General features: G+C 56.9%; 9 protein-coding genes. All 9 read left to right on the forward strand.

Annotated features, from left to right (window positions below):
* The first annotated feature begins 66 nt into the window (after positions 1-66).
* The 9 genes from AC2FFF_RS09985 (at position 67) to AC2FFF_RS10025 (ending at position 15408) form a co-directional block, all read left to right on the forward strand.
* Positions 67-2109: a dynamin family protein gene (locus tag AC2FFF_RS09985; protein WP_281972932.1), complete on the forward strand. Its 2043-nt coding sequence runs from the start codon at positions 67-69 to the stop codon at positions 2107-2109.
* Positions 2106-3392 carry a dynamin family protein gene (locus AC2FFF_RS09990; RefSeq protein ID WP_281995084.1) on the forward strand — a complete coding sequence of 429 codons (1287 nt, stop codon included), beginning with the start codon at positions 2106-2108 and terminating at the stop codon, positions 3390-3392. Before AC2FFF_RS09985 ends, AC2FFF_RS09990 begins: the two co-directional genes overlap by 4 nt.
* Positions 3393-3726: 334 nt before the next feature.
* On the forward strand, positions 3727-5922 hold the full coding sequence (locus AC2FFF_RS09995) for a serine/threonine protein kinase (RefSeq protein ID WP_281972934.1): 2196 nt from the start codon (positions 3727-3729) through the stop codon (positions 5920-5922).
* A gap of 202 nt (positions 5923-6124) precedes the next feature.
* On the forward strand, positions 6125-7096 hold the full coding sequence (locus AC2FFF_RS10000; protein WP_271948828.1) for an FHA domain-containing protein: 972 nt from the start codon (positions 6125-6127) through the stop codon (positions 7094-7096).
* A 3-nt stretch (positions 7097-7099) separates the two neighbouring features.
* Positions 7100-7888, forward strand: a complete 789-nt coding sequence (locus AC2FFF_RS10005; RefSeq protein ID WP_271948825.1) for a PP2C family protein-serine/threonine phosphatase — start codon at positions 7100-7102, stop codon at positions 7886-7888.
* A 19-nt stretch (positions 7889-7907) separates the two neighbouring features.
* Positions 7908-9149 carry a transporter substrate-binding domain-containing protein gene (locus AC2FFF_RS10010; RefSeq protein ID WP_142636243.1) on the forward strand — a complete coding sequence of 414 codons (1242 nt, stop codon included), beginning with the start codon at positions 7908-7910 and terminating at the stop codon, positions 9147-9149.
* A gap of 44 nt (positions 9150-9193) precedes the next feature.
* A complete protein-coding gene (locus AC2FFF_RS10015; RefSeq protein ID WP_142636241.1) occupies positions 9194-10300 on the forward strand; it encodes a transporter substrate-binding domain-containing protein in 1107 nt (368 codons plus the stop codon).
* Positions 10301-10558: 258 nt separating this feature from the next.
* Positions 10559-12037 carry a Y-family DNA polymerase gene (locus AC2FFF_RS10020; protein WP_496882927.1) on the forward strand — a complete coding sequence of 493 codons (1479 nt, stop codon included), beginning with the start codon at positions 10559-10561 and terminating at the stop codon, positions 12035-12037.
* On the forward strand, positions 12034-15408 hold the full coding sequence (locus tag AC2FFF_RS10025) for an error-prone DNA polymerase (RefSeq protein ID WP_425595592.1): 3375 nt from the start codon (positions 12034-12036) through the stop codon (positions 15406-15408). The genes AC2FFF_RS10020 and AC2FFF_RS10025 overlap by 4 nt, the downstream gene beginning before the upstream one ends.
* Positions 15409-15444 lie beyond the last annotated feature (36 nt).

The raw sequence follows: 15444 nt of genomic DNA on the forward strand, positions 1-15444 counted from the left end.
CCGGTGCCAACAGTTCAATTTTTCAACGAATTCGATCCGTGAAATTAAGTAGTCAGGGTATGTGTTATGAGTGAGAATAATCGTCGCGAGTTACTTCGTATAGCCAACGAGATGAAAGGCGTCAGCAATGACGAAACCGGGCAGTTTATCTCTCGGATCATTAGTGATCTTTCGAACCTGAAGCCCTCGATTGCTTTTGTTGGTCAGATCAAGGCCGGCAAATCCCGACTGATCAATGGTTTTACCGGACAGGCCGAATATCTGCCGTCGGATGTGAACCCTTGGACAACCGTAATCACTGATATGCATTTCGGCCACCCGTCGGGCCGGACGCAAGGTGCCGAGTTCCATTTCTTCGACAACCGTCAGTGGCAGTCCCTGATTGCCGAAGGCGAAGAGCTGCGCAACATGTTCCCCGATGACGAGGACAGTTATAAGCGCGAGATGATCGAAGAACAGGTCGACGCAATGAAGACCCGCGCCAAGCTTCGGCTGGGCGATAGCTATGAACAGCTGCTGGGCCAACATCATGATCTGGAAGACCTGAATTCGGATGATTTGGCACGTTATGTTTGCGCAGGCGATGACCCGACCGAGGGTGGGACACATGATCCGGCATCGGACCGGGGCCTTTACAGCGACATCACCCGAAAGGCCGAGGTCTATTTTGACATCGGACATTTCCCATTTCCGCTTACGGTCACCGATACACCCGGCGTAAATGACCCTCTGTTGATCCGCGAAGAGATCTCTCGCCAATACCTCAAAGAGTCCGACTTCTTTGTGGTTGTCCTGTCGGCGCATCAGGCGCTTTCTCGGGCGGACTTGAAACTGTTCCGCCTAATGCAAGCGCTGGAGTTGGGCCAGATCGTGGTTTTTATCAATCGCGTGGACGAATTGGGAAATGGTGCCGAAGATGCCTTCAAGGTGCGAGCCGATGTTTTGGACGGGCTTGAAAAGGCACTTGGGAACTCGAACATTGACGTTCTGACCGGCAGTGCCCAATGGGCACATTACGCCCTGACCGGTGACGAAGCCGGTATCAATCACGACGATGTCCTGGCCTGGCTGCGCGCGCACCCCGATCAGATGAAGCAATATCTGGACGGTGTCGAAGAGATCAAACAAGGCCCCGGCCCGATCAGCCGCGAAGGTGTTTTGCGCTTTGCCGCTATGATCGCCTCCGGGTTGCCCGATCTGCGCCGGCATGTGACCCGAGCGCTGACAGAAGGCCCGCGCGATGAACAACTGCGTATGGCCTGGCAGCATCTCAACAGCTTTGCCCAAGGTGAATTGGACCGGTCCAAAGCGCATCTGCGCGCGATCGAGAACGACACCACAACCTCGGCAGAAGACGCTGGTGAAAACAACAGGATATTGGCCGATCTGCGGAACTCGGTCAGCGACAAGACTACCAAGATCATTGACGAAATGGATGACGTCCTGGCCAACCTGAGAGGCGTAATGGATGACACCGTGGCCGAGGCCGTGTCGGGCGTTGTTCGCGGCCCGAACGGAGATTCTCCGCTGTTGTCGAAAACCGGAGAAACCGAGCTGAATTTTACGCCGCTGCGCGACCGCATGCGCGAACTTGTTCAGGGGGCCACCCAAGTTGTCCGCCAAAGAATGCTGAGCGAGCTCTACGCAATCGACATGCAAAGCAATGCCACGCTGCGGGCTCTGCCCGGCTGGCAGGACGCAACCGACAATCGGATGAACACCAGCGCAGTTCGCTGGTTCCGTCCGGACACGTCCGCTTTGACCCGTGGCATCACTGTCGAACTTCGGGTAAACTGGTTGTCCCGGCTGATTTCGCGTAAAAGTGTCGTGTCCCGTGCCGAACGCATGATCGTTCAGGAGTTTGAGATGATCGGAGATGATCTGGTGGATACCGCCCGCGGTGATTTGACCGAGCGGCTTAATACCGTGCTGGACCATTATCTGGCCCTGCTCGCCACACATCTTGAACATCGTGCCGGAACCGGCGAAACAAATGCCCGGGCCGAGGCGCAAGCCGCCTTCAACCACGCACAACATATTTCTGACGAGCTGGGCACCCTATTCAGCCAGCATCGAACAGATGAAAGACTAGCAGAGGCAGCGGAATGATCGAATTTCCCGGAACCGACAAGGAAGTGAGGCAGCTCGAGCGCTTTCTGACCGCGACCGAAAGCCTGCCGAGCGACGTGGCGCTCGAAGATATGCGCGCCCGTGCCTTGGCGCATGCCGAACGCTTGTCAAACGCGGTAAATATTGGATTCGCCGGAGAATTTGGGGCGGGAAAATCCAGCCTGGCCAACATGCTGGCCGGGGCAGATATTCTGCCTACCGGGCCGCAACATCTGAAACTGCCGCTCGTTATTGTGGCATATTCCGAAACCCCCGAAACAACTGTCGGGTGGTGGGACCGGGAACCTAAAGTCTATTCTGGAATTGCACTTGAAAAAGCCGCCAAAGACGAACCCGACTTTATCTCTGTTGGATTGAACACCCCTGCCCTGCAAGAGATATCGCTCTACGATCTGCCTGGGTCAGGCGCTTTGGATGATACCTATAAACCGACGCTCGATCTGCTCAAATTTGTGGATTGCGCGATCTGGTGCACCAACGGCACAAATGCATGGCGCGAAACGGAACGCCATCTTTGGGCTAAGGTTCCGGAAGAGTTGCGAGCAAACAGCATATTGGCTGTGACACATACAGATTTGCCTCCGGTTCGCGACGCGCTTGACCGGGTGTTGGCCCGCTTGAACAAAGAAAAGCGCAATATGTTCCGCTCGGTTGTGCCGATCGGCACCCCAGTGGCTGTCCGTGCCATGGCGCAAGAGCCAGAACCGGATTTCGCCCTTTGGGAAACCTGCGGTGGACAGGGGCTGGCCGAACAGGTGCTTGATATTGCTTCGAACCGGCGACAGGCAGACCTGAGTTCGGCGCGCGAAGATCTGGAACAGCACTTTCTACCCTATCTGAAATCGATTGACGTTCAGGTGCCGGACATAGCCGCCCTCGACGCGCCCTCTATGCAGGCTACGCTGGAAAACGTGCTACCCCCTATCGACAATCCGATCCTGGAAGACTGGCTTGCCGCAATTGCCAGTATCTATGAAGACCTGCGGGAAACCTCAAATATGGAGCCTGCGGCTTTCCTGCAAAGCTGTCAGGAAATCGTTGAGGATTTCGCCGAGCGCCTGGAAAACGATGACGAGATTGACCCGACGGCGGATTGGATTCCGGGTGAGTTCGAAAAGGCCACGGACTTGTTGCTTTTGCTTCAGTTCGAAAGCGGCGTTGCGCCACTGAAGGATGCGATTAGCATCCTGGCACAGCTGAGTGACAACCTTGCTTGGGCCGGCAGCCGGGTTGAATCGGCACAGCCAAAGACCGGAACCTGAAATTTCCGCTCAAAGCTGAGCGGCAATTCCGCGAATCGTAGAAGCGATTCCTACGAATCTATTGTTTCGAATTTGTAGACCAATCCTTAAGAATTTGTTTTTAGCTTTCGATTTTATCACAATATATTTCTATATGTAGTATAAACTGTCAAATACACACCACATATAGATCAATCGCAAAAACGATCCTTAGTGAAGCCATCAGGCGGCCCCAATAAAGTCAAATTTGAATCGTCTAACCGACTTGAGTGTCCTGCGGTTGTTTTTGGTTGTGTGTTTGCGGGCTATTTGCCCAGGTTTTTTGCCGCAAAACGATTAGAACGGGCGGAATGAAATGAGCCATAACCAGGCTGTCGGTGCAACGCACGACGAACCTAAGATTGAAGGACTTGAACCTGGCGCAAAGCTGTTGCGCGGGCAGTATGAGATTCTTCGTTTCCTCAGCAATGGCGGGTTTGGGATTACCTACCTGGCCCGCGACAGCCTAGAGCGCGATGTCGTGATCAAAGAGTGCTATCCGGGCGCTCTGTGCCGTCGGAATGGTGACGCGGTTGAACCCATCAATCCCGACCACAAAGAAGATCTGCGCGCGATCATCGACCTGTTCATTCAGGAAGCGCGCAATCACGCCCGACTGGTTCATCCCAATATCGTTGACGTACATCAGGTCTTTGAAGACAACGACACGGCGTATATCGCTATGGACCTGATCCGGGGTTGCGATCTTCTGGATTATTCCGAGAACCCCGAAAACGACGCTGGCCCAGATTTCCTTGTCCAAGTCACCGAGAAAATGCTGTCGGCCGTTTCGTTCATCCACCAAAGCGGAATGCTGCATCGCGATATCTCACCGGACAATATTCTGATTGACCAAAACGGAGACCCGGTCCTCATCGACTTTGGTGCCGCGCGGGAACAGGCAGCCAATCAATCAGCTGCCCTGTTGACTTTGCGGGTTATCAAAGACGGCTATTCCCCGCACGAATTCTATGTACGCGGCGCAGATCAGGGGCCCAGCAGCGACCTCTATGTTCTCGCGGCGACGCTTTATCACGCCATCAGTGGCGAACGTCCGATCGACGGGCAAACCCGACTGAATGCCTTCAACAATGGCCAGGATGATCCCTATACGCCCCTCGCAGGTCAGTACAGCGGCTATCCCGATGGGTTCCTTGAAGCGATCGACAAAGCGATGGAAGTTCACGCAACAGATCGTCTGCAAACGGCCTTGGATTGGCTGCGGATGTTCCGTGGTCCCGGCGTCATGTTTGACTCGTTCGCCTATCGTCCGGTCTCGGTCATCGTAGCGATGGACCGTAAGGACGAAGTCGAAGAGCAAGCCCGGATCAAAGCCGAAAGTGAAAATGCCGAGGCGGTGGTGACTGCCTTGTTGGCTGGGAACCCTGACATTGCCCTGGGTAATGAGGATAAGTCTGAGGGCGATCTGGCCAAGTTTGCACAAAAAGAAGAGGCCGCGGTTGCGGTCGATACGATCGTCAAGAACGGATCAGGCGGCAGCGGTAAAGTCATCGCAGGCGCTGCTGCGGTGGTGGTTGCCTTGGCTGCAGGCGGATTCGTTTTGTTCAGTGGCAGCGAGGAAACCCCCGAACCGACAGCAGCGCCGGTCCAAGTGACCGAGACAGAGGCACCAGCCTCGGAACAGCCGGAAGAAGCCGTGGAAACGGCGGCACCGGCCGCTGCGGAAGAGGTCGTGGAAACGGCAGAACCGGCCGCTGCGGAAGAGGTCGTGGAAACGGCAGAACCGGCCGCTGCGGAAGCTGAAGCACCAGAACAAGAAGTCGCAAGCGTAGAACCTGTTGAGCAGACGGATACCCTCACGGCGCAAAACGCCGAAGCGCTACCCGTCGAGGCAGCCCCAGTTGCTGCTGACCCGGTAGAAATCAGCGCTGCTGCTGGCCAACCGGCAGAAACGCAGATTGCGTATTCTCATTGGGATGTGGAAATACCGTTCCAGACCTCGAAACGCCGCGCCTCGACTGGCAGCGTCGTTGTCGTGACCGGCATTGACCCCACGCTGGATACTTCCGTGATCGGAGAATGGGTGCAGCATGGGGCGTCGATTTATACTCTGAACGGAGTGCCGGTCCAGGCAGATGCAAGTTTTGCCGCCCAGATTTTGGATGACCTGAAGGTCGATCCGGATGGGTATATCCGCATCACTGCCCGTTATCGGGAACTCGGAAAAACCCGTGCGCAGAACGGATTGCTGGCCCTGCCCGCCATTCGCATGTTGGGTCTCGAGAATGGTTATGTGTTCACTATCAGGAACAGCAATGGAAACGGCTGGGCAACTGTTGTTGACACAGCACCAGACGCACCCGCAGCAGGCAGCCTGCGCAAAGGCGATGTACTGATCTCGGAAAATCATACCGGTCAGAACATTACCAACCCTGAAGGGCTGGACGCGCTTTTGCAGCTCCTTGTTTCTGAAAACCAGTCCGAAGCCCGCTTTACAGTTCTGCGCAACGGTACTGAAACGGGTGCGGTTATGCCCCTGGTACAGGAGTAATGATCCGGTCTGATTGTGATCTGCCTGTGTGTGTTTGCTGAGAGTGAAGCGAAAGCCATCACTCTGACGGGGACCGGCCCGTCGCAGAAGGTAAATGAGTTTTTTGTTCCCAATCATCAGTGCCTGTGTACCGAACGTGCAGAGGTGAGTAGCAGCCCCATGGGACGTAGATCCTGTGCCAAGAAACAAAGGTGTCGACACCATGTTTAAATATAAAAGCCCCCTTAGCCGGCTTCTCGAAGGTGCCGGCAAACCTCAAGAGACCGAAACCGAGGAGGTCGCGGCACCTGAGTCTGATAACGCTGAACCGATTGCGGATTTCAACGCACTTCGTAATGCACTGGCAGGCGGCAACACTACCGCTGATAGCTACGATGAAAGCGAAGAACTATTACCCGAAGACAAGATGCCGGAGTTCTCCGAAGCAGAACAAGCCACTGCCGATGAGATTATCGTCGAGGAAGTGGTCGCCGAAGTGCAAAGCGCCACCGAGGTTACAGTTGATGCCGACCCAAAGGACGACGAACCGGTTGTGACACTGCATGTGTCAACCGAAGAACTGACAGCCACGATTGCAGATCCCGCGCCTGAAATGGCGATGGAAGAACCGGTCGTAGACGTAGTCGTCGAGACAGTTGATCCGGAACCAGAAGCGCCTTCTGCCCAAGAGGTCGAGGTACAACCTCAGCCTGCTCCTGCGGCAAAAGAAGACAGACGCAGCCGTGTGAAAACCACCTTCCTGGGCTTCGAGCGCGCGGATACGCATGTTCAGGACCTGATGGAATCGGCCGAGCCGGTGGCTATGGCCAAGACCGAGGCCGCGCAGGCGACATTCCCGGTGGGATGGCTTGTTGTAACTTCCGGCCCCGGCCGCGGTTCCAGCGTTACGCTGACAGAAGGCCTGATGCAGATTGGGCGTAATGATGATCAGGCGATCCAGCTGGACTTTGGCGACACTGGGATTTCCCGCAGCAACCATGCTGTAATTGCCTATGACCCGGAAGACCGCAAATGCTATTTGGGCCATGGCGGCAAGGCCAATCTGGTGCGCCTGAACGGCAAACCCGTTCTCAGTACGGTTCCACTCTCCACTGGCGATCTTATCCGGATCAGTGAAACCTCAATCCGTTTTGCAGCCTTCTGCGATGACGGCTTTGATTGGCGGGATGCTTAATTGATGCTGGCGACCCCGGCATATGATCTTGCGCTGATCCTGGATCAGGGTCAGCGCGACACGCAGGAAGACGCGGTCGCGTCGCGTATGTTCGACGCGGCGGATGCGGGCTATGTCATCGTTGCGGACGGAATGGGTGGGCATGCGGCAGGAGAAGTGGCATCTGAGCTGGTGGTCAAAGCCTGGCGCGATGCACTGGATACCGAACTTGAAGCAGACGCTCCGGCTGAGACAGCGCTGATCGACGCCTTACCCTTGGCAGCCATGCAGGCAAATGCCGCGATTTCGACTTACTGCGAGGAGCAGAGTGAAGATTTCAACATGGGATCAACCATGTTGGGAGTTTTGCTGCTGGAAAAGCGCGTCTTCTGGATTTCGATTGGCGACAGCCCCCTTTATCTCTATCGCGACCGTACCCTCAGCCAAATCAACGAAGACCATTCGATGGCTCCGATGATTGATGCTCAGGTTGCTGCAGGTACCCTTACGCCAGACCAGGCGTCGTCTCACCCCGACCGAAACCAACTGACTTCGGTGATAATGGGCGCCGCAATTCCCAAGGTCGATTGCCCGGAAGAACCATTGGGTCTTAGCACCGCGGATGTGCTGATCGTGGGAAGTGATGGTCTGCAATATCTGAGCAACACAGAAATTCAGGCAATTCTTGAGGAAAACGAGGATGCGCTGGCTCAAGATATTGCGGATGCGCTGTTGCGGGCACTGAGATCCAGGAACGACCCGGATCAAGACAATACGTCGATTGGCGTCATCAAACTCAGAAGAAACGACTAGAGGCAAAGCAACCGGACCAATGAAACTCCATCTGATCATATCCAGCCTGGCACTAGCTGCCGCGACGGGCGCTGCTTCGGCACAAGAAGCATGCTCAACCTATGAAATCCAGCGAGGCGACAGCCTGCGGGAACTGACCATCGCAGTCTATTCGACCGAAGATTTTCGGATCATCTTCGAGGCAAACCGCGATGTAATCGGAAATAATCCCAATGTCATCCGCGTCGGCGACGTTTTGACCCTGCCGTGTTTGGAAGATATCGGGCGCGCAGCTGCCGTGCCGCAGACAGAGGCCGAAGCAATGGCCGCCGAAATGGCCGCCGAACTTGTCAAGGCTGCGGAAGATCGCGCTGCCAAAGCTATCGCCGAAGCCGAGTCCCGCGTGGCCGAAGCCAAAGCAGAGGCGGTCATCGCCGCCAAGGCTGCGGCCAAGGATGAGATCGAGGCCGCGCGTGCTGAAGGTGCTGCCCTAATCCGCAATGCAGGTACCGGTGAACGTCCTGAAATCCGGGACCGTCAGTTGATTTTGATCACTGGCGGCAACTATTCCCCGTTCACGGATGAAGCTCTGCCGCATCGTGGTCTATATACAAATCTTGTTGAAACCGCGATGTTGCGCGCAGCGCCGGAACAGTCCTACAAGATCCAGTTCGTCAATGACTGGTCTTCACATCTGGATCTGTTGATGCCGACGCTGGCATTTGACGCAACCTTCCCGTGGTCGCGTCCAGATTGTGACGACGCAGATGCACTGTCTGAAAATGACCGTTCACGTTGTGAAACCTACAATTTCTCGAACCCGTTCTATGAAGTTGTGGACACGTTCTTTGCTCGCGAAGGTTCGGGCTATGAAGAGACCCTGACATATGCGGACTTTGCCGGTGCAACCATCTGCCGACCCGAGGGCTGGTCCCTGTCGCATATGGACGCGGTGGGGCTGTACGAGCCCGCGATCACGATGCTGCGCCCGGTTTCGCCGGATGAATGTTTCCATGCATTGATGGATGGAACCGCCGACATCGCCGCAATTGAGGCCCATCTGGCCGTCGAGGCAATCGGTCGGCTGGGTTACGAGCATCGCATTGTAGAAAACCCCAACTTGGCAGCGATCAAGTCTCTTAACATCATGACTCACAAGGATAATCCTGATGGAGAAGCGATCCTTGAAACGCTTAATCAGGGTCTGGCGATCATGCAGCAATCAGGAGAGTGGCGCGACATCGTCTCAACCGCTCTGCGTTATCAAATGGAAAATGGCTAAGGCCCTTATTGGCCTAAACTCAAAAAAGTCTGGAGGAAGTGGACATGTATAAATTTAACCTGAAGAAAGTCGTGATTTCGGCCACCGCCGTAACCGCCCTGAGCGCCGGAGCTGCCGCAGCACAGGAAGCCTGTAGCAACTATACCGTCGCGGATGGTGACACGATGGCGACCATCGCCATCGCGGCTTATGGCACCTCGAACTATCAGCCGATCTTCAACGCCAACCGCAACATCATCACCAACCCAAACGCGCTGGCGCCTGGATTGGTTCTGTCCCTGCCCTGTGAAGACGGTAGCCTGCCGAATGGCCAGTCTGCACAGGAACTGATCGCAGCAGAAGAAAAGCGTGCGGCCAGTGTGAAACGTTCGAACGTCTACGCCCCGCCAATCAAGCTGGTAGCGGGTAACGGATGGGAGCCATTTACAACCGAAAGTCTGAGTGGTGGTGGGATCATGACCCGCCTGGCGACCACAAGTCTTCAGCGTGCCGGCAACAGCCGTGATTTCTCGGTCAGCTTTGTCGACGACTGGACTTCGCATTTGGAAACTCTCTTGCCGCTCGGCGCATTCGACATCTCGATCGCCTGGACAGTACCAGATTGTACAAACCACACCTATGAATGGTCTGCAGCGACTGAATCCCGGTGTAACGAGTTTGTTGCTTCGGTTCCGGTCTATGATATCGTCGGCGGCTTCTTCACTCTGCCGGAAAGCGAATACTCACAAGCGACGGCCTTCGAAGACCTCAAAGGTGCAACCCTGTGTCGTATGGACGGCTGGAGCATGGTTGTACTTGAAGAAGTCGGCTTGAATTCCGATAACCTGACGTTGGTTCACCCCAGCTCGGCCCGCGAGTGTCTGGATGCCGTTTTGACCGGCTCAGCCGATGTGGCCGCGTTCGAGGTCGATCTTTTCGCCGCAACCATGAAGGACATGGGCCTGACCTCGGAAGATATCGTAGAAAACCCCTATGTTTCCACGCTGTCCTCGATGAGCTTCCTTGCGCACCGCACCAACCCGTTTGCACGCGAATACATCGCTATGGTCAACAAGGGCCTGAACGAAATGCGTGAATCCGGCGAATGGTACGCGATCATCTCGGACACGCTGCGTGAACAGAACGAAAAGCTGAACGCCGCGTCAAACTAATACCGATACATATGAACAGTCGCAGGGCCGGTCTTTGGACCGGCCCTGTCTTTTTTCAAGATCAGAAGATTTTTGCGACAGGAATGAGAGTCCGAATAATGGCTGCCGCGGTTTGATGCCTAAAAGGGTCGACCTTCCCTTCGAAGCCGAAACAACTTGGCCCCGGTGGCACTATCTACCGGCGTTTGATCCAAAAGACTCGACTCTGTAAAAGTGGAAGCATAAAAAGAACAAATCAAGAACATATTGGTATCTGGCATGTTCGATGGAATGCAGCGTCGCGTCGTTTCATTGTGGTTTCCTCGGTTGGCAAGCGACCGGGTTCTGCGTCGACGCCTGGTGAATGGGCCCTTTGTCCTGACGCTCAAACAACAGAATGCCAATCGTATTTATTGCCTGAACGCTCAGGCTGCGGAACAGGGGCTGCATCAGGGCATGTCCTATGCGGATGCGCGCGCCTTTTGCCCCGCTTTGCAAAGCTGCACAGCCGATCCTCAGGCCGATATGCGTTTCCTGCACATCCTGCGTCGCTGGGCAACGCGCTATTGCCCCTGGGTGGGGATGGAAGGCGAGGATGGGCTGGTGCTTGACGTCACCGGGTCAGCCCATCTCTTTGGCGGCGAAGAGGCGATGTTGGCTGATATGCGCGGACGGTTTGCGCGCGCAGGGCTCTGGGTGCAGATCGGGTTGGGGGATACGCGCGGTGCGGCTTGGGCGCTTGCCCGTTATAACGAGGGGGTCGCAGCCTCTGGCAATATGCTGACGGCCCTAAAGTCGCTGCCGGTGGCGGCCTTGCGTCTGGATGAGAAGACCTCGGTCGCCTTACAGCGCATGGGCCTGCGCAAAATTGGTACATTGGCGGCAGCACCGCGCGCACCGCTGACACGGCGTTTTGGTCCCGGTCTGCTGCTCAGGCTGGATCAGGCTCTGGGCGCGCAACCCGAAGCAATCACGCCGCTGTCCAATCCCCCCCATTACGCGGTGCGCATGACCCTGCCGGACCCCATCGGATTACTGTCGGACGTGATGGCTGGTACCGAACGGCTGTTGGCCCAGCTCTGCGCCAAGCTGAAGGCGCAAGAGATGGGCGCCCGGAAACTTTGCATGACATTGCGTCGGGTGGACCAGGACTGCCAGCAGGTTGAACTGCGTCTGGCCCGACCTCTGCGCGATCCTCAGCGTATCCTGTCTTTGTTCGAACGCGGTTTGGGGGAAATAGATGCTGGCTTTGGCATTGATCAAATGCGGTTGGAGGCCACCGGGGTTGAAGCGCTGCCAGTACAACAAATCAGCCATGTGTCGGACCACAGCAAGAGCCGGCTGGATGACCTGATCACCCGGCTGGGCACCCGGGTCGGGCTTGAAAACATACAGCGTTTCCTACCTGCGGACAGCCATATTCCCGAGCGCAGTTTCATCATCGCGGCCGCCGCCTATTCCAACCCCTCCAGCGGCTGGAGCATCCTGAACCCACGCCCGCTCTACCTGTTTCCACCCGAACCTATTGCGGCAACCGGCCCGCATCCGCCCGCGCGGTTCCGCTGGAGACGTATGTCCCTGACAACCGGCCATGCCACGGGCCCCGAACGCATCGCGCCCGAGTGGTGGCATCAGGATGAAAGCTGGCGGTCCGGTCTGCGGGATTACTGGCGAGTGGAAACCACGCAGGGGCGCAGGCTCTGGCTGTTTTACACGCCTCAGAATCCGGGCTGGTTTGTACAGGGAGAGTTCGCATGATCGCCGCAAACCGCCCGATAGACGCCCTGCATCGCCACATGCCAAAACCCCATGCACAGGGGCTGGGGTATGCCGAACTGTGCGTCACCACGAATTTCACCTTTCTGACCGGGGCCTCCCACCCCGAAGAGCTCGTCCTGCGCGCCGCCGAGCTGGGATTGTCGGCAATAGCCATCACGGATCACAATTCATTGGCAGGGGTTGTGCGCGCATGGTCGGCACTGCGAGAGCTTAAGCGGCAGACCAAACAGCCCCTTCAAATCAGATCCGAACATCGTGTTGATGCCTCTTCCCGGCAAGAGGTTGGCCACAGGCAGGCGCTTCCGAAACCGGACTGCACTGTTCTGCCTAAACTGATTACCGGCTGCCGGCTGCTGCTGCGCGACAGTGCGGTAGATTGGGTGGCGTTGCCCTGTGATCTGGCAGCCTACAAACGCTTGGCCCGCCTGCTGACGTTGGGCAAGCGGCGTGCGGATAAGGGTGATTGCGAGCTCTATACGCAAGACATGCTGACGGCCTGCAAGGGCATGATCCTGATCGCCCTGCCCCAGACCACCCTGTCAGAGGCCGCATCGGATATTCAAACCGTGCGGCGACGATTTCCCAATCATGTTTTTCTGGGTGCAGTGCCACGCTATGACGGCAGCGATCAGACCTATCTGGCCGAATGCGCCCAACTGGCGCAGAAAAGCTGCGCCCCCATGGTGGCGGTCGGGGATGTGCTGATGCACCGCGCCCACCGCAAGCAACTGGCCGATATCCTGACCTGCATGCGTAAAAACATCACGATTGATCAGATCGGCACCCGCGCATTGCCCAATGCCGAACGCCGCCTCAAATCCGGCCAGGATCTGGTCCGGCTGTTCCGCCATCACCCCAGCGCCTTGCGGCGCACGATGGAGATTGCCGACAGGTGCAGCTTTGATCTGGCGGAGCTTTCGTATGAATACCCCGATGAGATTGCAAGCGGGGAACATCCGCAAACGCGTCTGGAACGTCTGGCACACGAAGGGTTGCAGCGCCGGTACCCCGAAGGGCCGCCCGACACGGTGGTCGGGCTGATGCGCAAGGAACTGGCGGTGGTCGCGGATCTGCAGTTTCCCGCTTATTTCCTGACTGTACATGACATCGTACAATATGCCCGGTCGCAGGGCATTCTGTGTCAGGGGCGCGGGTCCGCGGCCAATTCGGTGCTCTGTTACCTCTTGGGCATCACGGATGTCAGCCCCGACCAGATCGCCATGGTCTTTGAACGGTTCGTATCCAGATACCGGGGCGAGCCGCCGGATATTGATGTCGATTTCGAGCATGAGCGGCGTGAAGAGGTGATCCAGTGGATCTACGAGAAATATGGCCGCGAACGTGCTGGTCTTTGCGCAACTGTCATCCATTTCCGCACCCGTGCAGCCATTCGCGAGGTGGGCAAGGTCATGGGGCTGTCGCAGGATGTAACCGCTGGGCTGTCGAGCCAGATCTGGGGCATGAGCAATGGCGGCGTTGATCTGGACCGTATTCGCGAGCTGGGGCTGGACCTCAGCGACCGGCGCCTCATGCAAACCATTCATCTGATTGGCGAAATCATCGGCTTTCCCCGCCATCTGTCCCAGCATGTTGGTGGTTTTGTGATCACCAAAGGACGCCTGGACGAGCTTTGCCCGATTGAAAATGCCGCAATGGAAAACCGCACCGTCATCTGCTGGGACAAAGATGATATTGATGCTCTGAACATCCTGAAAGTCGATGTGCTGGGGCTTGGTATGCTCAGTTGTCTGCGCAAATCCTTTGGCCTGCTGCAACAGCATGAAGGCCAGACCCTGAGCATCGCCAAGGTGCCTCAGGACGACACCGCCACATATGACATGCTCTGCCGGGCGGATGCGATCGGCGTCTTTCAGGTCGAAAGTCGGGCACAGATGAATTTCCTGCCCCGGATGCGCCCCCGCGAGCTTTATGACCTGATAATCGAAGTTGCTATTGTGCGCCCTGGCCCCATTCAAGGGGATATGGTGAAGCCCTATATCCGGCGACGCAATGGGCTGGAAAACCCCGAACCCTTTGGCCCGGAACTGGAACAGGTGACAGCGCGCACATTGGGCGTCCCCCTGTTTCAGGAACAGGCCATGCAGATTGCCGTGGTCGGGGCCGGATTCACGGCGGAAGAGGCCGACCATCTGCGCCGCTCATTGGCTACGTTCCGGCGAATGGGCACAATCGGCACATTCCGGGATAAATTCATCAATGGGATGCTGGGCAACGGCTATGACATCAAAGTGGCCGAGCAGTGTTTTTCCCAGATCGAAGGCTTTGCCGATTACGGGTTCCCGGAAAGCCATGCGGCGGCCTTTGCCATGCTTGCCTATGTCTCCGCCTGGCTGAAACGCCATCACCCGGCGATCTTTGCCTGCGCGCTTTTGAACTCTCAACCCATGGGGTTTTACGCGCCCGCTCAGATCGTGCGCGACGCCCGCGAGCATGGGGTCGAAATCCGCCCTATCTGCGTCAATCATTCCGAGTGGGACAATATACTGGAACGCCGCCCCGATGGCGCGCTGGCGCTGCGGCTGGGATTCCGCCAGATCAAGGGGTTCAGGGAAGAAGACGCCGGCTGGATTGAGGCCGCCCGCGGCAATGGCTATCAGGATCCAGAGGCGCTGTGGCTGCGTGCGGGGCTGCGGCCTGATGTACTGACGCGCTTGGCCGAGGCAGACGCTTTTTCCGATATGGGGCTGACCCGGCGCGATGCACTCTGGCAGGTCAAAGCCATTCAAAGCCCCAAACCTCTGCCCTTGTTCAATGATCCGATTGACGGGGAAACGGTTCACGAACCCCCGGTCAACCTGCCCGCCATGCAGCTGGGCGAAGAGGTGGTCGAGGATTATGTTGCCACCCGCCTGACCCTGCGGGCCCACCCGATGGAACTGCTGCGCCCCTCTCTGCCAGGGCTGACCACACATGTCGCCTTGCTAGAGGTGCCCCTGGGGCGGCACAGCGTTTGTGGTCTGGTTATCACCCGTCAGCGGCCGGGCACGGCGTCGGGTATAATTTTCCTGACGCTAGAGGATGAAACCGGGGTCAGCAATGTGGTGGTCTGGCCCAAGGTTTATGAGCGTTTCCGCCGGGCCGTGATGGGCGGGCGCCTGCTGCGGATCACAGGGTATCTGCAGCGTGAAGGGATTATCGTGCACCTGATCGCCCAGGACGTTCAGGACATGTCACATAAGCTTTCCGAATTGGGGCACCCGCAACCAGAGGTCCTAAGCACCGAAGGGTCCCGCACTGATGATACACCGAAGAAATCCCGCTATCCTGCCAGGGCAATGCACCCACGGGATCAGGCAAAGCGGCTGTTTCCAAGCCGGGATTTTCATTGAACCGCACTGCTGCATATCTCTGGCAGGGTCCGCACT

Source organism: Ruegeria sp. YTSA226 (assembly GCF_059609905.1).